Annotated in this window: 21 protein-coding genes and 1 pseudogene; 16 read left to right on the top strand and 6 right to left on the bottom strand. The window is 62.6% G+C overall.

Annotated elements, in window-relative coordinates:
* Positions 1-32: 32 nt before the first annotated feature.
* From LT42_RS08380 to LT42_RS08365, 4 genes are all read left to right on the top strand, one after another.
* Positions 33-821: a ParA family protein gene (locus LT42_RS08380; protein WP_037011507.1), complete on the top strand. Its 789-nt coding sequence runs from the start codon at positions 33-35 to the stop codon at positions 819-821.
* 113 nt (positions 822-934) lie between these two features.
* Positions 935-1,858, top strand: a complete 924-nt coding sequence (locus tag LT42_RS08375) for a CheW domain-containing protein (protein ID WP_037011505.1) — start codon at positions 935-937, stop codon at positions 1,856-1,858.
* Between the two features lie 72 nt (positions 1,859-1,930).
* Complete coding sequence (locus tag LT42_RS08370) at positions 1,931-2,410, top strand: chemotaxis protein CheW (protein WP_037011503.1); 480 nt, start codon at positions 1,931-1,933, stop codon at positions 2,408-2,410.
* A complete protein-coding gene (locus LT42_RS08365; protein ID WP_037011501.1) occupies positions 2,411-2,809 on the top strand; it encodes a DUF2802 domain-containing protein in 399 nt (132 codons plus the stop codon).
* Between the two features lie 517 nt (positions 2,810-3,326).
* On the opposite strand, the gene LT42_RS08360 is transcribed toward LT42_RS08365, so the two are convergent.
* Both LT42_RS08360 and fliK read right to left on the bottom strand, forming a co-directional pair.
* The gene (locus LT42_RS08360; protein ID WP_037011500.1) at positions 3,327-3,647 is read right to left on the bottom strand and encodes an EscU/YscU/HrcU family type III secretion system export apparatus switch protein; all 321 of its coding nucleotides are present in this window, start codon (positions 3,645-3,647) and stop codon (positions 3,327-3,329) included.
* Positions 3,647-5,263, bottom strand: coding sequence for a flagellar hook-length control protein FliK (gene fliK / locus LT42_RS08355; RefSeq protein WP_037011499.1), 1,617 nt, complete (start codon positions 5,261-5,263; stop codon positions 3,647-3,649). Before fliK ends, LT42_RS08360 begins: the two co-directional genes overlap by 1 nt.
* 191 nt (positions 5,264-5,454) lie before the next feature.
* Here fliK and ccmA point away from each other — a divergent pair, with 191 nt between their 5' ends.
* The 10 genes and pseudogenes from ccmA to LT42_RS08305 all read left to right on the top strand — a co-directional run bounded on the left by ccmA (position 5,455) and on the right by LT42_RS08305 (position 13,228).
* Positions 5,455-6,090, top strand: coding sequence for a cytochrome c biogenesis heme-transporting ATPase CcmA (gene ccmA / locus LT42_RS08350; RefSeq protein ID WP_037011497.1), 636 nt, complete (start codon positions 5,455-5,457; stop codon positions 6,088-6,090).
* A complete protein-coding gene (ccmB, locus tag LT42_RS08345) occupies positions 6,087-6,758 on the top strand; it encodes a heme exporter protein CcmB (RefSeq protein ID WP_037013130.1) in 672 nt (223 codons plus the stop codon). Before ccmA ends, ccmB begins: the two co-directional genes overlap by 4 nt.
* 175 nt (positions 6,759-6,933) lie before the next feature.
* Positions 6,934-7,662: pseudogene (locus tag LT42_RS08340) on the top strand (heme ABC transporter permease); the annotation flags it as partial.
* 80 nt (positions 7,663-7,742) lie between these two features.
* Positions 7,743-7,919, top strand: coding sequence for a heme exporter protein CcmD (gene ccmD / locus LT42_RS08335; protein WP_037011495.1), 177 nt, complete (start codon positions 7,743-7,745; stop codon positions 7,917-7,919).
* Positions 7,916-8,395 (top strand): cytochrome c maturation protein CcmE, encoded by a 480-nt coding sequence (gene ccmE, locus LT42_RS08330; RefSeq protein ID WP_037011493.1) that lies wholly within the window; start codon positions 7,916-7,918, stop codon positions 8,393-8,395. Before ccmD ends, ccmE begins: the two co-directional genes overlap by 4 nt.
* A 3-nt stretch (positions 8,396-8,398) precedes the next feature.
* The gene (locus LT42_RS08325) at positions 8,399-10,372 is read left to right on the top strand and encodes a heme lyase CcmF/NrfE family subunit (RefSeq protein ID WP_037011490.1); all 1,974 of its coding nucleotides are present in this window, start codon (positions 8,399-8,401) and stop codon (positions 10,370-10,372) included.
* Positions 10,369-10,905: a DsbE family thiol:disulfide interchange protein gene (locus LT42_RS08320; RefSeq protein ID WP_037011488.1), complete on the top strand. Its 537-nt coding sequence runs from the start codon at positions 10,369-10,371 to the stop codon at positions 10,903-10,905. Before LT42_RS08325 ends, LT42_RS08320 begins: the two co-directional genes overlap by 4 nt.
* 191 nt (positions 10,906-11,096) lie before the next feature.
* Positions 11,097-11,567 carry a cytochrome c-type biogenesis protein gene (locus tag LT42_RS08315; RefSeq protein ID WP_037011484.1) on the top strand — a complete coding sequence of 157 codons (471 nt, stop codon included), beginning with the start codon at positions 11,097-11,099 and terminating at the stop codon, positions 11,565-11,567.
* Positions 11,564-12,769, top strand: coding sequence for a c-type cytochrome biogenesis protein CcmI (gene ccmI, locus LT42_RS08310; RefSeq protein WP_037011482.1), 1,206 nt, complete (start codon positions 11,564-11,566; stop codon positions 12,767-12,769). Before LT42_RS08315 ends, ccmI begins: the two co-directional genes overlap by 4 nt.
* Before the next feature lie 30 nt (positions 12,770-12,799).
* Positions 12,800-13,228, top strand: coding sequence for a hypothetical protein (locus LT42_RS08305; RefSeq protein WP_037011480.1), 429 nt, complete (start codon positions 12,800-12,802; stop codon positions 13,226-13,228).
* 1,007 nt (positions 13,229-14,235) lie between these two features.
* Here LT42_RS08305 and LT42_RS08300 read toward each other — a convergent pair.
* The 3 genes from LT42_RS08300 to LT42_RS08290 all read right to left on the bottom strand — a co-directional run bounded on the left by LT42_RS08300 (position 14,236) and on the right by LT42_RS08290 (position 18,249).
* Positions 14,236-15,234 carry a sulfate ABC transporter substrate-binding protein gene (locus tag LT42_RS08300; protein WP_037011477.1) on the bottom strand — a complete coding sequence of 333 codons (999 nt, stop codon included), beginning with the start codon at positions 15,232-15,234 and terminating at the stop codon, positions 14,236-14,238.
* A gap of 135 nt (positions 15,235-15,369) precedes the next feature.
* Complete coding sequence (locus LT42_RS08295) at positions 15,370-16,236, bottom strand: ion transporter (protein WP_052075195.1); 867 nt, start codon at positions 16,234-16,236, stop codon at positions 15,370-15,372.
* 381 nt (positions 16,237-16,617) lie between these two features.
* Positions 16,618-18,249: a methyl-accepting chemotaxis protein gene (locus tag LT42_RS08290; RefSeq protein WP_037011475.1), complete on the bottom strand. Its 1,632-nt coding sequence runs from the start codon at positions 18,247-18,249 to the stop codon at positions 16,618-16,620.
* Positions 18,250-18,876: 627 nt separating this feature from the next.
* Between LT42_RS08290 and LT42_RS08285 the strand changes: the two genes are divergently transcribed.
* Entirely contained in the window at positions 18,877-19,269 is a 393-nt protein-coding gene (locus tag LT42_RS08285) for a response regulator (protein WP_037011473.1), read from the top strand.
* 3 nt (positions 19,270-19,272) lie between these two features.
* Here LT42_RS08285 and LT42_RS08280 read toward each other — a convergent pair whose 3' ends face one another.
* Positions 19,273-19,881 carry a TetR/AcrR family transcriptional regulator gene (locus tag LT42_RS08280; protein WP_037011471.1) on the bottom strand — a complete coding sequence of 203 codons (609 nt, stop codon included), beginning with the start codon at positions 19,879-19,881 and terminating at the stop codon, positions 19,273-19,275.
* Positions 19,882-20,104: 223 nt separating this feature from the next.
* Here LT42_RS08280 and LT42_RS08275 point away from each other — a divergent pair, with 223 nt between their 5' ends.
* The gene (locus tag LT42_RS08275; RefSeq protein WP_037011469.1) at positions 20,105-20,329 is read left to right on the top strand and encodes a hypothetical protein; all 225 of its coding nucleotides are present in this window, start codon (positions 20,105-20,107) and stop codon (positions 20,327-20,329) included.
* Positions 20,330-20,386 lie beyond the last annotated feature (57 nt).

Genomic DNA, 20,386 nt, shown 5'->3' with positions numbered 1-20,386 from the left:
TCGCTGCTTCAGTCGGGGGGAAAAACGCGTACATGAGAGTCTGGGCAGTAGCCAATCAGAAAGGCGGGGTCGGCAAGACCACCACCTCCATCGCCCTCGCCGGATTGCTGGCAGAGGCGGGCAAGCGCGTGGTCGTTGTGGACCTCGATCCCCATGGCTCGATGACCAGCTACTTCGGGCATAACCCCGATGCGCTTGAACACAGCACGTTCGATCTGTTCCTGAACAAGGGCCTGGTCCCCAACGGGCTGCCGGGCCAGCTGCTGCTGCCGACCAGCGACAAACGCATCTCGTTGCTGCCGTCCAGCACAGCCCTTGCCACCCTTGAGCGTCAGTCGCCGGGGCAGAGCGGGCTCGGGCTGGTGATGGCCAAGACCCTGGCGCAGCTGTGGCAGGACTTCGATTACGCGATCATCGACAGCCCGCCGCTGCTTGGCGTGTTGATGGTCAACGCTCTGGCCGCAAGCCAGCAGCTGGCAATCCCGGTGCAGACCGAGTTCCTGGCGGTGAAGGGCCTTGAGCGCATGGTCAACACCCTGGCGATGATCAACCGCTCGCGCAAGGTGCCGCTGCCGTACACCATCGTGCCGACGCTGTTCGACCGCCGCACCCAGGCGTCGATGAGCACCCTCAAGTTGCTTCGCGACAGCTACCCCGAGCACGTCTGGAATGCCTTCATTCCGGTGGACACGCGCCTGCGCGATGCCAGCCGCGCCGGGCTGACGCCTTCGCAGTTCGATGGCAAAAGCCGCGGAGTGCTGGCGTACCGCGTCCTGCTCAAGCACATGCTCACCGAGCAGCTTGTCGGGCAGGTGGCTTGAATGGCCGGTCATCATTATTTGTCGAGCGGCGCGCCTGCACGCTCAAGTCCATCGGCTATGCAGCCGATATCTGTTTCAGGCGGCAATCGCTTCACTACTTTTCGGGCTCCCGTATGAACCGCCCCCTGGACATCGCTTCACGACCACAACTGGCACTCCAGAACTACCTGGACGCGTTGCTGCAAGACGCGACCGAGGAACTGGAAGTCGTCGAGCACATTGATGAGTTCCAAGCGGCCGTGCTCGAAGAGCAGGCCCATGATGCGCGCATGCGTTCTGCGGTTGCGGCGGCCGTTGCTGCCGCGCTGCCATCGCCTGTGCCGCTGACGCGCCCTGCGCCCGTCTCGCTGGCCTATACCGCGCCAGTTGAGCCGCCTGCTGCCCGGGTCATGGAGCGTCCGGTGGCCTTGCCGCCGGTGATCCTGCCCCCGGTTATTGCGCCTGCCATGCTTGAGCCGACGCCTGAGCCGGCAGTTGAAGCGCCGCAGGTGGCGCTGGTCGAGCCGATTGTTGACGTGCATGTGTCTGCGCAGCAGCCCCCGGTCTCTCCGCCCGCCAGCGACGAGCGCCCGGCCTGGGCCGCCGAGCCGTTCGAGTGCCTGCTTTTCGACGTGGCGGGTCTGACTCTCGCGGTGCCGCTGGTGTGCCTGGGCTCGATTTATCCGCTGGCGGGTCACGACCTGACGCCGCTGTTCGGTCAACCGGACTGGTTTCTCGGGATCCTGCCCAGCCAGGCCGGCAACCTGAAGGTGCTGGACACCGCGCGCTGGATCATGCCGGACCGTTATCGCGACGATTTCCGTCAGGGGCTGCAATACGTGATCTCGGTTCAGGGCTACGAATGGGGGCTGGCGGTGCATCAAGTCAGCCGTTCGTTGCGCCTGGACCCCAATGAAATCAAATGGCGCTCCCATCGTGGTCAGCGGCCCTGGCTTGCCGGGACGGTGATCGAGCACATGTGTGCGCTGCTGGACGTTTCCGAATTGGCCGAGCTGATAGCCAGTGGCGCGGTCAAGCAGATGAAAGCAATCAAATAACCATCATCAGATCAACACAGGTCGGCGTACGAAACGCCGTCCGCACCGCACAACACGCAAGGGGTTAGGGGTATGAAGAAGTCGTCAGCACAGGGTTCCGAAGATCCGATTCTGCAATGGGTCACCTTCCGCCTGGACAACGAGTCGTATGGCATCAACGTGATGCAGGTTCAGGAAGTGCTGCGCTACACCGAGATCGCTCCGGTCCCGGGCGCGCCAAGCTACGTGCTGGGCATCATCAACCTGCGCGGTAACGTGGTCACTGTGATCGACACCCGTCAGCGCTTTGGTCTGCCGCCGGTTGAAGTCAGCGACAACACGCGTATCGTGATCATCGAGGCCGACAAGCAAGTGGTCGGGATCCTGGTCGACAGCGTGGCTGAAGTGGTTTATCTGCGTCAGTCGGAAGTCGAAACTGCGCCGAACGTCGGCAACGACGAGTCCGCCAAGTTCATCCAGGGCGTCTGCAACAAGAACGGCGAACTGCTGATCCTCGTCGAACTTGACAAGATGATGTCCGAGGAAGAGTGGTCCGAGCTGGAGAGCATCTGATTGATTTTTGATGTAGCGGTTATTTTCCTGGCGGTGTTGTGGGTCGCGAGCGTTGCGATGTTCATGGCCCACACCAAGCGTTTGCGCACGCTGGCGACGCAGCAGCTTGAGGCGGATTCGCTGCGTGATCAGCGCATCCGCGATCTGGCCCGGCGTCTGGAGAATTACCAGAGCGGCACGGTGAGAATGGGCGAGGAACTGCACGAGCTGCGTTCCCTCGTCGCGTTGCTGCCCGACAAGATCACCGCGCTGGAACAGCGCGATCCGTCGACGCTGTCCTTCGCCCAGGCCGCGCGCCTGGTCGGCATGGGCGCCAGCATCGACGAACTCACCCAGTCCTGCGGCCTGACCCAGGCCGAGGCGCAACTGATGACCAAGCTGCACGGCCACAATCGTTAGGCGAGGGCACCAGCGTCATAGGCGCTGACGCCGTCGCCCGGACGTGGCTCGCAGCGACCCTGCCTCTACCGATCAAGCCTGCGCCGCAGGTTTCAGGCGTTGTCAGGACCGTCTGTAGGAGCGCGCTTGCCCGCGAAGAGGCCGGTACACCCGACGCAAAGTGACCGTCTGTGCTGACGCCTTCGCGGGCAAGCGCGCTCCTACAATGGGATGCGGTCAGCCGGCTATGGCGGGTTCACACAAATCCGTAGCAGCCACCTCATCCCTACGCCGCAGCTTCCAGGTATTGCCGCGACCCGCTGTAGGAGCGCGCTTGCCCGCGAAAAAATATCAGCGCCCGCCATCAACGCGTCTGACCCCCGCAGCCCCTGTAGGAGCCGGCTTGCTGGCGAATCAATTTCCCAAACTTCGAAACCGGCGACTGACACACCGCGTTCGCCAACACGCCGGCTGCAACAACGGGCCGGGGTGTACGAGCAATCACGGTTAAACACAAATCCGTAGCAGCGTTGAGCCTTCAACGCGGGGTGATGTCGCGCTCCACCGGCCCGGCGTCCGGGTCGAACCCCACCGGGAATTTGCCCTTCAATCGCCAGGCAAACGCGATGATTTCGGCGATGGTCAGGTACAGCTCCTGAGGAATGCTGTCGCCCAATTCAAGGCGGGCGAGCATTTTGACCAGCTCGGCGTTCTCGTAAATCGGCACCTTGTACTCCCGGGCGATCGCCAGGATGGCCTCGGCCAGGGCGTCGTCGCCTTTGGCCGTCAAGGTCGGTGCATGCTGGCCGTCGTAGTTCAGCGCGATGGCCTGACGGGGGGTGTGCTCGGAAGTGCTCATCAGGCGTTCTCGTCGATCCAGCGTTGTTCGAGCACGGTACGTGACCCTTGCGGCGGGGTGCCGCGGTTGCACTCCAGTTCCTTGACGTTCAGCCCGCACGCAGTCAGGCGCGCGCGCAAGTCGCCCAGCTCATTTGAAATCAGCTCGGCGCTGCCGGCACGCTCCGCCCATAACTGGCTGGCGATGCTGCCGGCGATCAGTTGCGCCTGCACGTGCAGCGGGCCGAGAGGCTCCAGATCAAACGCCAGTTCCACCCGCCATAACTTCTCTTTTTCTTTCGCTTCCGGGGTCGAATCGCTGGCGGTGTCTTCGCGTTCGGGTGTTTCCTCGCGCTGCACCTTGACCTGCAGCGGCACGATGTCGTGGGCGTTGCGCATGGGGATTTCCAGTTGCCAGGTCGTCACTTGGGTGCCGTCGGCCTGGGTACGCGTTTGCTCCAATCCGCCCAACTGATGGCTCTGCAGGCGCGAGATGGCGCCGGCCGCCAGTTTCAGCAGCGTCTCCAGGTCGTCCTTGCTGTCCGGGTGACCCAGGGTGCGTGGTGGTAATGGGAAGTTGATCGGCTGGTTCGGTGTCGCCACCAGCCCCAGCGTGCCGAACGCACTGCGCAGCACGCTGGGCATGGCCCTGGCCAATGTATTGCCGGCGGCGATGGCGTTATAGCTGACGTTGTCCGGCAGACCGGGAAGCATCTGGGTGACCAGCCGCAGCAGGTTGGCTTTCATGTCCGGGACCAGGGTCGGGTTCTGGCCTGCGAGCAAGCGCGACTCCATGAACAGGCCGCTGGCACTGAGGGCCTGCGCTACGCCCTTGCCGGTGGTCATCTGCGGGATGTCCGGCAAGTCTGCCAGCAACTGTTCGATGCTGGCCCGCAACGATGGCGAAAGGTTATCGCCATCGGCGGGTGGCGGCAGGGTTTGCAGGGCTGCAATCAGCCCCTGCAGCGATCCCTGACGGCTTTGCTGGGTCGAGAGCTGCTGAGCCAGCGCCAGTTCGTCGAGCCGGTTTGGCAGCGCCACGAAATTCAGCGCCTGACTGTTCTGCACCTGAGCGCTGAGCAGACTGCCGACGCGCAATGGCTGCGGACTCTCGACCGTCAGGCTGCTGCCGGCCAGCGCCGTGTTGAGCAGCATGACGATGGAGCGGTAAGTGGCCGGCTGCGCGGTGCCGCTTGACTGGCCCGTCAATTGAGCGACGTTTTGCGCGGCGACCTGCGTGGTCAACACCTTGCCTTGCAGCAGGGTGCCGGCCGGCAGTTGCCGCGTATCGATGCTGGTCAGGCTGTTGGTGACGGCTTTTTGCAGGTCTTGCACGCTGATCGTCAGCGTATCGGCCGAACCCTGCGCCACGTTCACGCTGGTGCCGGGCGAGAGTGGCAGGGAACTGCTGACGGGCAGGGTGGTTTGCCGGCCGTTGTCCATGGTCAGCTTGAGCAACAGCTGAAAGTCCTGGCCCAGCTGCTTGAGGCTCACCACCTCAGCGCTGGCCACCTGGCCCGAGGTCAACAGCCCTTCGCGCGGCTCCATCAGCTTGAGCACTTCGCCCGCCGGTACGCCTGCGCGCAGCAGGGCAGTGGCTGCGGCTAAGGGTGAAAGATTGGGTATATCGCCTGTCATCAGATCCCGACTCGGTAAATTTGCGCTCTGGCTGGCGGGTCCGGGTATGTATAATCCGGCACCGACTTCGTCGGCGGTCTACCGTTAAGCTGCATCAGTATAACGGCCGTCATGATCCTGACTTGAACATCCCGAGTTGAACGTCATGACTTGAGCCGCCGTGTATTGCCGCTACTGAAAAGAAGGTCCTCATGTCGATCCCCGTTCTTGAAGCCATGGCGCTGACGTGTGAGCGCGACTGGCGCCTGCTGTTCGAGGATCTCGAATTGCGGCTGAGCGCGGGCGACCTGCTGCAGATCAGCGGTCCGAACGGCAGCGGCAAGACCAGCCTGCTGCGCCTGCTGTGCGGCCTGATGCAGCCAACCGCCGGCAACGTGCTTCTCGACGGCAAACCCCTGGCCAGCCAACGCAGCGAAGTGACCCGCCACGTGCTGTGGATCGGCCACGCCGCCGGCATCAAAGACCTCCTCACTCCGCTGGAAAACCTTGCCTGGCTCTGCGCGCTGCACACGCCTGCGCATGCCGATGAACTCTGGCGCGCCCTTGCGGTGGTTGGCCTGCGCGGCTTTGAAGACGTGCCGTGCCACACCTTGTCGGCCGGTCAACGGCGTCGCGTCGCACTGGCGCGTCTGTATCTGCCTGGCCCCGCGATGTGGATGCTCGATGAGCCGTTCACCGCGCTGGACAAACAGGGCGTGGCCCAGCTTGAAGCCCATATTGCCGATCACTGTGAAAACGGCGGTGCCGTCGTGCTGACCACCCATCACACCTTGAGCCGCGTCCCTGCGGGGTATCGCGATCTCGATCTGGGGCAGTGGGCGGCATGAGTCATGTGTTTACCCTGCTGATCGCCCGCGAAGCACGGCTGCTGTTCCGACGCCCGGCCGAGCTGCTCAACCCGCTGGTGTTCTTCGCCATCGTCATTGCGTTGTTTCCCCTGGCCGTCGGGCCTGATACCCAACTGCTGCAGCGCCTGTCGCCAGGGTTGGTGTGGGTGGCGGCGCTGCTGTCGGTGCTGTTGTCGCTGGACGGGCTGTTTCGCAGTGATTTCGAAGACGGTTCCCTCGAACAATGGGTGCTGTCGCCACAGCCGCTGGCGCTGCTGGTGCTCGCCAAAGTGCTGGCGCACTGGGCCTTCTCCGGCCTGGCGCTGGTATTGCTGGCGCCGTTGCTGGCGCTGATGCTGGGGCTACCGGGCGCCTGTGTGCCGGTGCTGTTGCTGTCGTTGCTGCTGGGCACGCCGGTGTTGAGCCTGCTGGGCGCAGTGGGCGCGGCCCTGACCGTGGGCCTCAAGCGCGGCGGCCTGCTGCTGGCATTGCTGATCCTGCCGCTGTACATCCCGGTGCTGATTCTGGGCAGTGGCGCTTTGCAGGCGGCGCTTGAGGGCATACCCGCGATCGGTTATCTGCTCTGGCTTGGAAGCCTCACCGCGTTGGCGGTTACCCTGACGCCCTTTGCAATCGCCGCTGGTTTGAAAATCAGCGTTGGCGAATAATCGGCGTTTGACCGAGCGGACAGTTTTTACCTTTAGCCCCGGACGCCTCTGCGACTCAAGGCAGGCCATAGATGAAAGCTTTTTTATAAAAAGTCTTTTGATGAATGCACCGTGATAATGAGCACCCCGATGAAAAGGCAGCGTGATGAACACAAGCGCCAAGGCTAGAGGCGGCATGAGCTGGGCCTGGTTCCACAAGCTCGGTTCACCCAGATGGTTTTACGGCATCAGCGGCCGTCTGTTGCCGTGGCTGACCGTTGCGGCAGCGCTGTTGATCGGCATCGGCGTGGTCTGGGGCCTTGCGTTCGCGCCGCCTGACTATCAGCAAGGCAACAGCTTTCGCATCATTTACATTCACGTTCCGGCCGCCATGCTGGCGCAGTCCTGCTACGTGATGATGGCGGTCTGCGGCGTGGTCGGGCTGGTGTGGAAGATGAAAATGGCCGATGTCGCCCTGCAATGCGCAGCGCCCATCGGTGCCTGGATGACTGCCCTGGCGCTGGTGACCGGCGCAATCTGGGGCAAGCCGACGTGGGGCTCGTGGTGGGTCTGGGATGCACGGCTGACGTCGATGCTGATTCTGCTGTTTCTGTATTTCGGCCTGATCGCGCTGGGCAACGCCATCACCAACCGCGACAGCGCAGCCAAGGCCTGCGCCGTGCTGGCCATCGTCGGGGTGATCAACATTCCGATCATCAAATACTCGGTAGAGTGGTGGAGCACCTTGCACCAGGGCGCCACGTTCAGCCTGACGGAAAAACCGGCCATGCCTGCCGAAATGTGGCTGCCGTTGCTGTTCACCGTGCTGGGGTTCTACTGCTTCTTCGGCGCGGTGTTGCTGATGCGAATGCGCCTGGAGGTGCTCAGGCGCGAAGCCCGCGCCGGCTGGGTGAAGGATGAGCTGTCGCGGCAATTGGGTCCAGGCTCCAAGTCGGCATCTGGCCCGCCATCCGGCGCCGGGTCATCGCGCGACGGAGGCAAACGATGAGTTTCGAATCATTCAGCGATTTTCTGGCGATGGGCAGGCACGGGCTCTACGTCTGGTCGGCCTACGGCATCTGCGCGTGTGTGCTGGCAATCAATGTGCTGGCACCTGTTTTTGCGCGTCGGCGTTACCTGCAACAAGAGGCGCGCCGTCTGCGCCGGGAGAGCACGCCGTGAATCCGCTGCGAAAAAAGCGACTGTTGATCATTGTGGCGATACTCGCCGGGGTCGGCATCGCGGTCAGCCTTGCACTCAGCGCGCTGAAGGAAAACATCAACCTGTTTTACACCCCGACCCAGATCGCCAGCGGCGAAGCCCCCCGCGACACTCGTATTCGTGCCGGCGGGATGGTGGAAAAAGGCTCACTGCAGCGCTCGGCCGACTCGCTGGACGTGACCTTTGTGGTCACCGATTTCAACAAGTCGGTGACCATCAGCTACCGCGGCATCCTCCCGGACCTGTTCCGCGAAGGGCAGGGCATTGTTGCCCTCGGCCGGCTCAATGGCGATGGCGTGGTGGTGGCCGATGAAGTGCTGGCCAAACACGACGAGAAATACATGCCGCCGGAAGTGACCAAGGCGTTGAAAGACAGCGGCCGCCCCGAATCGGGCGCGTCCTATGCACCGGCCACGTCTCCAGCGAAACAGGGGTAACCGATGATTCCCGAACTCGGCCATCTGGCCATGATTTTGGCGCTGTGCTTCGCGCTTGTTCAGGCCGTGGTGCCACTGATGGGCGCCTGGCGTGGGGACCGGCTGTGGATGAGCCTCGCGCAGCCGGCCGCGTGGGGGCAGTTCGCTTTTCTGCTGTTCGCCTTTGGCTGCCTGACCCATGCGTTCATGGTGGATGATTTTTCCGTGGCCTACGTCGCGGAAAACTCCAACAGCGCGTTGCCGTGGTACTACAAGTTCAGCGCCGTATGGGGCGCGCACGAGGGCTCGCTATTGCTGTGGGCCTTGATACTGGGCGGCTGGACCTTTGCGGTGTCGATCTTTTCGCGGCAACTGCCGCAGGTCATGCTCGCCCGCGTGCTGGCGGTGATGGGCATGATCAGCGTCGGCTTTCTGCTGTTTCTGATTCTCACGTCCAACCCGTTCAGCCGCATCCTGCCGCAGGTGCCCCAGGACGGACGCGACTTGAACCCACTGCTGCAGGACATCGGCCTGATCGTCCATCCGCCGATGCTCTACATGGGCTACGTCGGGTTCTCGGTGGCGTTCGCCTTTGCCATCGCCGCGCTGCTCGGCGGGCGTCTGGACGCAGCCTGGGCACGGTGGTCGCGGCCCTGGACCATCGTCGCCTGGGCCTTCCTCGGCGTGGGCATCACCCTGGGCTCCTGGTGGGCGTATTACGAACTCGGCTGGGGCGGCTGGTGGTTCTGGGATCCGGTCGAAAACGCCTCGTTCATGCCCTGGCTGGTGGGCACGGCGCTGATTCACTCCCTGGCGGTCACCGAGAAGCGGGGCGTGTTCAAGAGCTGGACCGTGCTCCTGGCCATCGCGGCGTTTTCATTGAGCCTGCTGGGCACGTTCCTCGTGCGCTCGGGGGTGCTGACTTCGGTGCATGCGTTTGCCTCCGATCCAGCCCGTGGCGTGTTCATCCTGATCTTCCTGCTGATGGTGGTGGGCGGTTCGCTGACCCTGTTTGCCGTGCGCGCGCCGGTTGTGAAAAGCCACGTCGGCTTTGGCCTGTGGTCGCGGGAGACCCTGCTGCTGGGCAACAACCTGGTGCTGGTGGTGGCGGCGTCGATGATTCTGCTCGGCACGCTGTATCCGCTGGTGCTGGACGCCTTGAGCGGGGCGAAGATGTCCGTCGGTCCGCCATATTTCAACGCGATGTTCGTGCCGCTCATGGGCGTGCTGATGGCTGTCATGGCCGTGGGCGTGCTGGTGCGCTGGAAAGACACGCCGGTCAAGTGGCTGCTGAGCATGCTTGCCCCTGTGCTGGTGGGCAGCGCGGTGCTGGCGGTGATCGCCGGCTTTGCCATGGCCGATTTCCACTGGGCAGTCCTCGCCACCTGCTTGCTGGCAGCCTGGGTGTTGCTGGCCGGGGTGCGTGACCTGCTGGACAAGACGCGCCACAAAGGCCTGCTCAAAGGCATGCGCTCGCTGACCCGCAGTTACTGGGGCATGCAAGTGGCGCATATCGGCATCGCAGTGGTGGCATTGGGCGTGGTGTTGTCGAGCCAGAACAGCGCCGAACGTGATCTGCGCATGGCACCGGGAGAGTCGGTTGAGCTGGGCGGTTATACCTTTGTGTTCGAGGGCGCGCAGCATTACCAGGGGCCGAACTTCACGTCCGACCGCGGCACCCTCCACGTGCTGGAAGACGGCAAGGAAATCACCGTGCTGCACCCTGAAAAGCGGCTCTACACCGTGCAGCGCTCGATGATGACCGAGGCCGGCATTGACGCCGGTTTCACCCGTGATCTGTACGTGGCGCTGGGCGAACCGCTGGAGAACGGCGCATGGGCGGTGCGCGTGCACGTCAAACCGTTCGTGCGCTGGATCTGGTTTGGCGGGCTGATCACGGCGCTGGGCGGTGTGCTCGCCGCGCTGGACAAGCGTTATCGGGTCAAAGTCCGCAGCCGGGTTCGTGACGCGTTGGGGCTTCCGGGAGCAGCGGTATGAGGCGCTGGATGTTGCTGGCACCGCTGGTGCTGTTTCTCGGGATGGCGGCGTTGCTCTATCGGGGTTTGTACCTTGACCCATCGGAATTGCCCTCGGCGCTGATCGGTAAGCCATTCCCGGCCTTCAGCTTGCCCGCTGTGCAGGACGGCAAGCCGCTGACCCGCAACGACCTGCTTGGCAAGCCGGCGCTGGTCAATGTCTGGGGCACCTGGTGCGTTGCATGCCGGGTCGAGCATCCGGTGCTGACCAAACTGGCGGAGCAGGGCGTGGTGATCTACGGCGTCAACTACAAGGACGTGAACGCCGATGCGGTGAAGTGGCTGTCGGAGTTTCACGACCCCTACCAGCTGAACATCAACGACGAAGCCGGCAGCCTCGGCCTGAATCTGGGCGTCTACGGCGCGCCAGAGACCTTCTTGATCGATGCCAGGGGCGTCATTCGCTACAAGCACGTCGGCGTGATCGACCAGACCGTCTGGCGCGAGAAGCTGGCGGGCCAATATCAGGCGCTGATTGAAGAGGGCCGTCAATGACCTTGCTTAATGATAAGGATGTCATGCCAGACCCCATTTTCCCTGACGATGGCGTTCATGTGGGAGCCGAGCTTGCTCGCGAGGGCGTCGATTCAGCCCCTGGAGATGTATCGGCTATTAAGGCCTCTTCGCGGGCAAGCGCGCTCCTACAGGGGATCCCGCGGCGGCGGACAGGCGTGCTTGCGCGGAGGGTGCGGCGGCTGGTTGCCGGTTTGGTGTTGGCGTTGGGATGCGGGGGTGTAGCCCAGGCGGCTATCGACGCCTACACCTTCAAGGACGAAGCGGAGCGCGGGCGTTACGCCGAGCTCACCCGCGAACTGCGCTGCCCCAAGTGCCAGAATCAGGACATTGCCGATTCCAACGCCCCTATCGCAGCGGACCTGCGCAAGGAGATCTACCGGATGCTGGGCGAGGGCCAGAGCAACCAGCAGATCATCGATTTCATGGTCGATCGCTACGGCGAGTTCGTGCGCTACAAACCCGAGCTCAACGCGCACACCTGGCTGCTCTGGTTCGGACCGGCCGGGCTGCTGTTGGGCGGCGTGGCCTTGATTGGCGTGATCGTCGTGCGCCGACGCCGCTCAAGCCGCGATGCCACCGATGGGCTTTCCGACGAGGAGCGCCAGCGCCTCGCCTACTTGCTGGATAAAAACCGCGAATGATCGATTTCTGGATGGCCGCTGGCCTGTTGTTGCTGGTGGCCCTGAGTTTTCTGCTGATCCCCGTGCTGCGTGGTCGCCGCGCTCAAAGCGAAGAAGATCGCACCGCCCTCAACGTCGCCTTGTATCAGGAACGCATCGCCGAACTCCAGGCGCAGCAGGAGGAGGGCGTACTCTCGGCAGCTCAGTTGGACGGCGGCCGCGCCGAGGCGGCCCGTGAACTGCTCGCCGATACGCAAGGCACCGGCGCAGAGCGGGTGTCCCGCCTGGGCAAACCGTGGCCGGTGCTCGCGGCGATTCTGGTGCCGGTGTTGGCGTTGGGCCTGTACCTGCACTTCGGCGCGTCGGACAAGGTCGAGCTGGCGCGGGAGTTCTCCCAGCCCCCAAGTTCGCTGGCGCAGATGACCGAGCGACTGGAGCGTGCGGTCAAGGCGCAACCGGACTCCGCCGAGAGCGCGTATTTCCTTGCCCGGACCTACATGGCCCAGGACCGCCCGGCCGATGCCGCACGGATGTTCGAGCGTGCCGCGAAGCTGGCGGGTCGTCAGCCTGAGCTGCTGGGGCAGTGGGCACAGGCGCTGTATTTCGCTGGCAACAAGGCCTGGAGCCCGCAGATTCAGGGGATTGCCGAAGAAGCGTTGAAGCTCAATCCCGGGGAAGTCACCAGCCTCGGCCTGATGGGCATCAATGCCTTCGAGAGCCAGCATTTCGATCAGGCCGTGAGCTACTGGACGCGTCTGTTGGCGGTACTGCCGCCGAACGACCCTTCGCGTGAAGCACTCGAAGGCGGGATCAAGCGCGCCGGTGACAAGCTGGTGCAAAACGGCGGCAAGCTGGAAACCACCCAGCCCATGGCAGTACCGGGCGCGCGCATGAAAGTGCGCGTCGCACTGTCGGCGTCGGTGCAAGACAAGGTGCAGCCCGGCGAGAGCGTATTTGTGTTTGCCCGAGCGGTTTCCGGGCCGCCCGCGCCCCTGGCGGTCAAGCGCATCACGGTCGCCGACTTGCCGCTGGAGGTTGAGTTGAGTGACGCCGACGCGATGATGCCGCAGCTGAAACTGTCCAACTTCGCCGAAGTCCAACTGGTGGCCAGGGTGTCCCGCGCCGGTCAGCCCACGGCAGGTGAATGGGTCGGTCGCAGTCAGCCGTTGCCTTCCAGCGTCACGGCGACGCAGGCGTTGACCATTGACAGTCCCGATCAGTAACCCCGTTAACGCAGCGAGTAGAGAGCCTTTATGTATCGCGTCGCCCGTTTTGCCTTGTTGAGTCTGGTGGTGGGATTGACCGCAGCGTGTGCGGTTCAGCATCCGGGATCGCAGAGTTCCGAGCAGAGTTCGGAGCCCATCCAGACTATCCCCGGCCCGTCGCCGACCCCGCAGCCCGGCACTCCGCGGACCGCGCCACAGACGCCGCCGTCCGCGCCGATCCCTGCGCCGGGTCCGAAAACGTCCTCGCATTTCGCTCCGCCGCCGGGTGGCAACAGTCACTGGGACGCGCGCCTGGGGGTGCATGTGCTGGACAATGTGCCGAATACGTTTTACCGCCAGCGTACCTATTACCGCTGGAACAACGGCTGGACGTGGTCGACTTCGCCAAGCGGTCCGTGGCAGGAGACCGATGCGAGTGGCGTGCCGCCGGGGTTGAGCAGGCAGTTCGGGAACTAAGGTACCCGGTGGGGTTTAGTGCGCCAAGATCAAGATCAAGATCAAGATCAAGATCAAGATCAAGATCAAGATCGAGAGCGTCTGCCTGGGGGCAGACTGTTTCGCCTTCGGCGAGTTACTTTTAAAAAGCACCAAAAGTAACCAAAAGTGCCTGCTCTCGGTTTGGCTCCTCCTTCGTCGGAGTACCTTCACTCCGGTCCCGCTCCGTGGGCCCGCGCCGAACGGACATCCATGTCCTGACGGCGCTCTCGCGGCATCCATGCCGCTCGACCCACTGCGCGAAACCTCCGTTCAGCCTGCACCCAAGTCGCGATTGGCGGTGTCTGGGCTGGCTGTGTATGAAGATCAAAAGCGCTTAGTAGGACCGGCTTTAGCGGGGAAGCCTTTGATCTAGATCGTTCCCACGCTCCGCGTGGGAATGCATCCCCTGACGCTCCGCGTCACCGGTCTCATCGGCTGGGTGCGGTGCATTTTTTGTGGGACTGGCTTTAGCCGGGAAGCCCTTGATCTGCCTTCGCTTTTGATCTTTTGATCGTTCCCACGCTCCGCGTGGCAACGGCGCCCCGGACGTTCTGCGTCCCGCATACGAAGCGCATTCAGGCTTAGGGAGGTGACGCGGAGCGTTACCGGATGCATTCCCACGCGGAGCGGGGGAACGATCACTGACACACCGCGTGCTTTTAGTGGGACCGGCTTTAGCCGGGAAGCCCTTGATCTGCCTTCGCTTTTGATCTTCCTGCGCATAACGTCCAGACGACACCCATCGCGACTTGGGTGCAGGCTGAACGCAGGTTTTGCGCAGTGGGTCGAGCGGCATGGATGCCGCGAGAGCGCCGTCAGGACATGGATGTCCGTTCGGCGCGGGCCCACGGAGCAAGACCGGAGTGAAGGAACCCGACGAAGGAGGGCCCAACCAGGAGCACAAGCCCTTGGTTACTTGGGGCTTTATCAAGTAACTCGCCGAAGGCGAAACAGTCTGCCCTTAGGCAGACGCTCTTGATCCTGGTTTATTTCGCCGGGTAGATCTCGTCAAACACCCCGCCGTCATTGAAGTGGGTCTTCTGCACGGTGCGCCAGTCGCCGAAGGTTTTTTCGACCGACAGGAAGTCCACTTTCGGGAAGCGGTCGGTGTATTTGGCCAGCACCGCCGGGTCGCGGGGACGCAGGTAGTTGGCAGCGGCAATTTCCTGGCCTTCGGGGGACCAGAGGTATTTCAGATACTCCTCGGCCACCGCGCGGGTGCCTTTTTTGTCGACCACCTTGTCCACGAGGCTCACCGGCGGTTCCGCTTCGGCGGAGACGCTTGGGTAGACCACTTCAAACTGGTCGCGGCCGAACTCGCGGGCGATCATCTCGGCCTCGTTTTCGAAGGTCACCAGCACATCGCCGATGTGGTTGGTCATGAACGTGGTGGTCGCGCCTCGACCGCCGGTGTCGAGCACAGGCACGTGGCTGAACAGCGCGCCGACGAATTTTTTGGCCGCTGCTTCATCGCCGCCGTTTTTCAGCGTATAGCCCCAGGCTGACAGGTAGGTGTAGCGACCGTTGCCCGAGGTTTTCGGGTTCGGCACTACCACCTCAACGCCATCCTTGATCAAGTCGGGCCAGTCTTTGAGTGCCTTCGGGTTGCCCTTGCGCACGATGAACACCGTGGCCGAGGTGAATGGCGCGCTGTTGTTCGGCAGCCGGGTGACCCAGTCCTTCGGCACCAGCCCGCCGTTGTCAGCCAGGGCGTTGATGTCGGTGGCCATGTTCATGGTGATGACATCGGCGGGCAGCCCGTCGATGACCGAGCGCGCCTGTTTGCTGGAACCGCCGTAGGACATCTGGATCGTTGGGCTTTCTTTGTGCTCCGCTTCCCAGTGCTTCTGGAATGCTGCGTTGTAGTCCTTGTAGAAATCGCGCATCACGTCGTAGGACACGTTGAGCAGCGATGGCGCGGCCTGTGCGGCGCTGCCCAGGGCCAGTCCTGCGGCGAGCAGGGAAGCGGCGAAGATCTTTTTCACTGTGAGTTCCTTGTGGCGTTGAGCGCGGGGCTTTGAATGGGCTGCTTGTGAGAGCGCCATTGGTCTAAATCGGAAAAGATGGCCAATGGCTGGCGACTATAACCAATGTCGCCTGTGGCCTCATAGATCGAAAACTCATGTGCTTATGTCACGCCGCGTCTCCTGCGGCGCGCTCAAGGTATCCACCCGGGGAAACAGCGGATTGCCGCAGCGCGAGCAGAACGCCGCGTTGGGCTCATGGCCGTTCTTGGCGCATACGGGGCAGTCGTGCTGCAGTTGGTCGCCGCGCATGGCGTTGGCCAGTTCGGCGGTGAAGATCCCGGTGGGCACGGCGATGATCGAGTAACCGATGATCATCACCATCGACGAGAGGATCTGCCCCAGTGGCGTTTTCGGCACGATGTCACCAAAGCCCACCGTGGTCAGGGTGACGATCGCCCAGTAAATGCCCTTGGGGATGCTGGTAAAGCCGTGCTCCGGGCCCTCCACGACGTACATCAGCGTGCCGAACACCGTCACCAGGGTCGAGACGGTCGCCAGGAACACAATGATCTTCTGCTTGCTTCCACGCAGGGCGGCGAGCAGGTAATTGGCCTGTTTCAGGTACGGGCTCAGCTTGAGCACGCGGAAAATCCGCAGCATGCGCACCACGCGCACGATCAGCAGGTACTGCGCGTCGCTGTAGTAGATGGCCAGAATGCCCGGCACGATCGCCAGCAAGTCGATCAGCCCGTAGAAGCTGAACGCGTAGCGCAGCGGTTTGGGCGAGCAGTACAGCCGCAGCACGTACTCCACCGCAAAAATGAACGTGAACGTCCACTCGATCCAGGCCAGCGGGGCGGCGTAAATGCGGTGCACCGCCTCGATGCTGTCGATGATTGCCACGAGCAGGCTGCAGAGGATGAGCACCAGCAGGACCTTGTCGAAGCGTCGGCCCGGTTTGGTGTCACTCTGAAAAACGATGATGCGTAGCTGTTCGCGCCAGCTGATGTTGCTGTCCATGGGGTCTTTCCAGGTGCAAGGTCGGCAGAGCGTGGGACAAAGCGCCCTGGAGCGCAACCTGTCAGGCGTTAGACCCACTTTCGATGGCGCTCACACCGACGTCTTCCCGGCTGAAGCCGGTCCTACAAACATCGCATACCGTGTAGCACCGGCTTCAGCCGGGAAGCCGGTCCCACAACCACCGCATACCCCCGTAGGACCGGCTTCAGCCGGGAAGCCGGTCCCACAACCACCGCATACCCCTGTAGCACCGGCTTCAGCCGGAAAGGCGGTCCCACAAACACCGCATACCCCTGTAGGACCGGCTTTAGCCGGGAAGCCGGTCCCACAACCACCGCATACCCCCGTAGGACCGGCTTTAGCCGGGAAGGCGTCAGTCGCCTACACCCGAAACTGCCTCAACAACCCATTCAGCTGTTCACTCAAGCCCTTGAGCTGGTTGCTCGCCGCGCTGGACTGTTCGGCCGCCACGGCGGTGCTCTGCGACAGCTGAGCGGCCTGGGTGACGTTCTGGTTGATGTCCTCGACCACGTGGGATTGCTGCAGGGTGGCGCTGGCGATGGAGGCGTTGAGGCCATTGAGGTTACGCAGCGCCTGACTGATCGACGTCAGGCTCTGGCCGGCCAGGTTTGCCTGTTCGATGGTCAGTTGCGACGAACGACTGCTGTCGGCGATCACTTTGACCGCCGCGTCCGAATGCGCCTGCAACCGCTCGATCATGCCCTGGATTTCGGCAGTGGATTTCTGCGTGCGCTGGGCCAGCAAGCGCACCTCGTCGGCCACCACGGCGAAGCCTCGACCCTGGTCACCTGCGCGTGCGGCTTCGATGGCGGCGTTCAGCGCCAGCAGGTTGGTCTGTTCGGCGATCGAGCTGATCACGTCCAGCACCCCGCCGATTTGCGTACTTTCGCTGGCCAGGGTGCGGATCACCTCCACGGCCTGGTCGATGGTGCCGGATAAATGACCGATCTGCTTGAGGCTGCTGTCGATGTTGGCCTGGCCCTGTTGCGCCTGGGATTCGGCGTTGCGCATTTCGCTGGCCGCGTGCTCCGCGTTTTTGGCCACGTCCTGCACGCCATAGGTCACTTCGTTGACGGCGGTGGCAACCTGTTCCATCTGCAACGACTGCTGCTGGCTGCGCTCCTGGGCCTGAATCGCATTGCTGCCCAGGTCGCTGGAGGCCTGGCCCAGACCGACGGCCGACGACTGCAGCTCCCCGACCACCCGGCGCAGCTTGGCGGTAAAGGCATTGAAGTGACGAGCCAGTTGCGTGACTTCGTCGTCGCCCTGGGTCTCCAGCGTGCGGGTCAGATCGCTTTCGCCGCTGGCTATGTTCGCCATGGCTTCTACGGTGGCGTTGAGCGGACGAGCGATGCTGCGCGCGATGGTGATCAGCAACAGCGCCATGACCAGAATGATGCCGGCACTGATCGACAACGCCTTGACCACCTGGCGGTAGAACTCGGCCTGCACGTCATCGACATAGACGCCAGACCCGATGATCCAGCCCCATGGCGAGAACAGCGAGATGTAGGAGGTCTTGCCAACCGCTTCACTGGCGCCGGGCTTGGGCCAGCGGTAATTGACCATCCCGGCGCCTTTGGCTTTGGCCAGCGTGACCATCTCGTTGAAAACCTGGAACCCGTCAGGGTCCTTGATGCCCGACAGGTCCTGGCCCACCAGCTTCGGATTGGCCGGGTGCATGATCATCACCGGGCGCAGGTCGTTGATCCAGAAGTAGTCGGTCTGGTTGTAACGCAGCCCGCGAATGGCATCCATCGCCTGCTGCTGCGCCTGCTCGCGGGGCAGCGTGCCCGCGGTTTCCAGCCCATGGTAGTAGTCGAGCAGGCCACTGACGGTCTGCACCACGTGCATGGTCTTGACGGTCTTGGCTTCGTACAGATCGTCGTGAATCTGCTTGAGCATCGCCGCCGCCAGCGTGAACAGCATTACCACGGCGACGATGAGGATCAGCCACAAGCGTCGGCTGATCGAAAGGTTGCGCATATTCATGATCGTCACTCCGTTTCTTTATTCTTTTTATGGGCGCAGACATGTTGGAACAGCGCGCCGGACAAACCGGATGCGCAACTGCGAATCGACAACCACGCAATGACAACGACAATGAGAGTGCGCGGTGTCATTAAGCGTCTCGGCTTGCCGCCGACAAACCTGAGAGCGGCGAAGGGATTTATCTGCAATTTGCCGTTACGCGAACCACATTCGATGTAAGAAATGCCTTCGCTTTGCGTCAGATCCACTACCGGTATAGCGAAACGCTTACACGAGGAGAGGAAGTTGGCTCTAGGCCGGATGGCCCACACGCGTTACATTGGATCCATCAACTGCAGCAACGGACCGCTGCAGGATCAAGGACGATTGACCGTTGCCAGGCATTGGCGGCCAACAGGAAGTTGGACGGTGTTGGAAAAGCCCGCTTCGGCGGGTTTTTTATTGCCTGCGTTCGGCAAATGCCTTCTGCGCCACAACAATTAGGCCAATCTGCCAAACGTTTCGACCAAATGTTGTTTTCCGAGGGAATTTCCTGCGCGCGCGCCGCTCACAGTACGGACTACACCCGAGTCCAGGACAGGGCCGGCCGGGCAGGCAATGGGAATAATTATTGTGGATGTGGCGCAAATGGCAGCAGACGTACCGAACAAGGGACTCATTCTGGTAGTTGAGGACGAGGAAATCATTCGCGATTTCGTCTGCGAAATCCTCGGTGACGAAGGCTACGACACTTACGCGCTCGAGAGTGCGGACAAGGCGGAGCAGTACCTCAATGATCATGCAGGCAATGTGTCGCTCCTCCTGACCGACATCCTCATGCCAGGCACTTTGAACGGTGCCGACCTCGCCAACTTGTCAGGCAACAAGTGGCCAGAGATTCCGATCCTGATCATGTCCGGTCATGAAACACCGGAAAGCTCCGGCGTGGTCCATCCCGTGGAGTTCATCCGCAAGCCCTGGAGCTTTGGGCAACTGATCGACGGCGTCGACAGGGCCCTGCTGAGCGTCAAGGGCGCGTGAGCCTCATCGGTCCGGCTCGCAGCCTTTGAGCACGAGCCGAATGATGGTCCGGGCGGCGGCTTCGTAGTCGGCGTCGTCCAGGGTGGGCTTGCCGGTCACCGTGGAGATCTGCCAGTCGAAGTCGGCGTAAGTTTGAGTCGCCGCCCATATGCTGAACATCAGGTGATGTGGGTCGAGCGGCGCAATCAGCCCGTCGTCGATCCATCCCTGAATGCACTCGATGTTATGCCTCGCCTGACCGTTCAACTGCTCGACTTGCTCGGGCGTCAGGTGCGGCGCCCCGTGCATGATCTCGCTGGCGAATACTTTTGAAGCGAAGGGCAGGTCGCGGGAGATGCGGATCTTCGAGCGGATGTAACTGCTCAGGACTTCGGCGGGCACGCCTTCGCGGTTGAACGGGGTGGATGCCTGCATGATCGGCTCGATGATGCTCTCAAGCACCTCGCGGTACAGGTTGTCCTTGGACTTGAAGTAGTAATAGACGTTGGGCTTGGGCACACCGGCCTTGGCGGCGATGTCGCTGGTCTTGCTGGCGGCGAATCCCTTGTCGGCGAATTCTTCACTGGCTGCGCGCAGGATCAGTTCTTTGTTGCGCTCGCGGATGCTGCTCATAAACCGGTTTGTCCTTGCCTGCTCGGCGGTGGCGAATGTTAGCACCGGCCTCGCAGCAGGCTCAAGATTGCCACCGCCCCACAAAACTCCCTGGGTTGAACACAGGCGCGACGCTGCCGCCGGCACGCGCCGGTGTTATTGTGTGGGCGCAGTAACGGGAGGCTTGGATCAACTGACGCCTTTACAAGGCTGAACGCGTATTCGGTGGCGAGGTGTCGGCAGAATGAACAGCCCTTTGTTTTCCAGCGTCGTTGCATATGCCCAGCATTGCGAGCGTCAGCTGGTGGAAATCCTGCATCGCCGGCCGACGCTTGACCGGCAGCAGGTCATGACCTGGGTCGACGAGCAGAGCCATGCCATGAAAGACCGCGATCCTCTCGACCTGTTGCGCTCGCTCAATGCGAGGGTCAGAGCGGGCAAGCCGCTGCCGTGGGAAGGGCAGGCCTGAGAGGGTCGCGCTTGCCCGGGTGAGGAGGTTGCAGTGGGCCGGGTCAGGCACCGCCAA

Source organism: Pseudomonas lutea (genome assembly GCF_000759445.1).
Taxonomy (GTDB): domain Bacteria; phylum Pseudomonadota; class Gammaproteobacteria; order Pseudomonadales; family Pseudomonadaceae; genus Aquipseudomonas; species Aquipseudomonas lutea.
The sequence above is the reverse complement of the archived record's forward strand: the minus strand, read 5'-3'. Positions and strand labels throughout refer to the sequence as shown.

What these genes read in the sequence shown, in the direction of transcription:
- LT42_RS08380 (WP_037011507.1), top strand. Translation starts at nt 33, where the DNA reads ATGAGAGTCTGGGCAGTAGCCAATCAGAAAGGCGGGGTCGGCAAGACC.
- LT42_RS08375 (WP_037011505.1), top strand. Translation starts at nt 935, where the DNA reads ATGAACCGCCCCCTGGACATCGCTTCACGACCACAACTGGCACTCCAG.
- LT42_RS08370 (WP_037011503.1), top strand. Translation starts at nt 1,931, where the DNA reads ATGAAGAAGTCGTCAGCACAGGGTTCCGAAGATCCGATTCTGCAATGG.
- LT42_RS08360 (WP_037011500.1), bottom strand. Translation starts at nt 3,647, where the DNA reads ATGAGCACTTCCGAGCACACCCCCCGTCAGGCCATCGCGCTGAACTAC.
- fliK (WP_037011499.1), bottom strand. Translation starts at nt 5,263, where the DNA reads ATGACAGGCGATATACCCAATCTTTCACCCTTAGCCGCAGCCACTGCC.
- ccmA (WP_037011497.1), top strand. Translation starts at nt 5,455, where the DNA reads ATGTCGATCCCCGTTCTTGAAGCCATGGCGCTGACGTGTGAGCGCGAC.
- ccmB (WP_037013130.1), top strand. Translation starts at nt 6,087, where the DNA reads ATGAGTCATGTGTTTACCCTGCTGATCGCCCGCGAAGCACGGCTGCTG.
- ccmD (WP_037011495.1), top strand. Translation starts at nt 7,743, where the DNA reads ATGAGTTTCGAATCATTCAGCGATTTTCTGGCGATGGGCAGGCACGGG.
- LT42_RS08325 (WP_037011490.1), top strand. Translation starts at nt 8,399, where the DNA reads ATGATTCCCGAACTCGGCCATCTGGCCATGATTTTGGCGCTGTGCTTC.
- LT42_RS08320 (WP_037011488.1), top strand. Translation starts at nt 10,369, where the DNA reads ATGAGGCGCTGGATGTTGCTGGCACCGCTGGTGCTGTTTCTCGGGATG.
- ccmI (WP_037011482.1), top strand. Translation starts at nt 11,564, where the DNA reads ATGATCGATTTCTGGATGGCCGCTGGCCTGTTGTTGCTGGTGGCCCTG.
- LT42_RS08305 (WP_037011480.1), top strand. Translation starts at nt 12,800, where the DNA reads ATGTATCGCGTCGCCCGTTTTGCCTTGTTGAGTCTGGTGGTGGGATTG.
- LT42_RS08295 (WP_052075195.1), bottom strand. Translation starts at nt 16,236, where the DNA reads ATGGACAGCAACATCAGCTGGCGCGAACAGCTACGCATCATCGTTTTT.
- LT42_RS08290 (WP_037011475.1), bottom strand. Translation starts at nt 18,249, where the DNA reads ATGAATATGCGCAACCTTTCGATCAGCCGACGCTTGTGGCTGATCCTC.
- LT42_RS08285 (WP_037011473.1), top strand. Translation starts at nt 18,877, where the DNA reads ATGGCAGCAGACGTACCGAACAAGGGACTCATTCTGGTAGTTGAGGAC.
- LT42_RS08280 (WP_037011471.1), bottom strand. Translation starts at nt 19,881, where the DNA reads ATGAGCAGCATCCGCGAGCGCAACAAAGAACTGATCCTGCGCGCAGCC.
- LT42_RS08275 (WP_037011469.1), top strand. Translation starts at nt 20,105, where the DNA reads ATGAACAGCCCTTTGTTTTCCAGCGTCGTTGCATATGCCCAGCATTGC.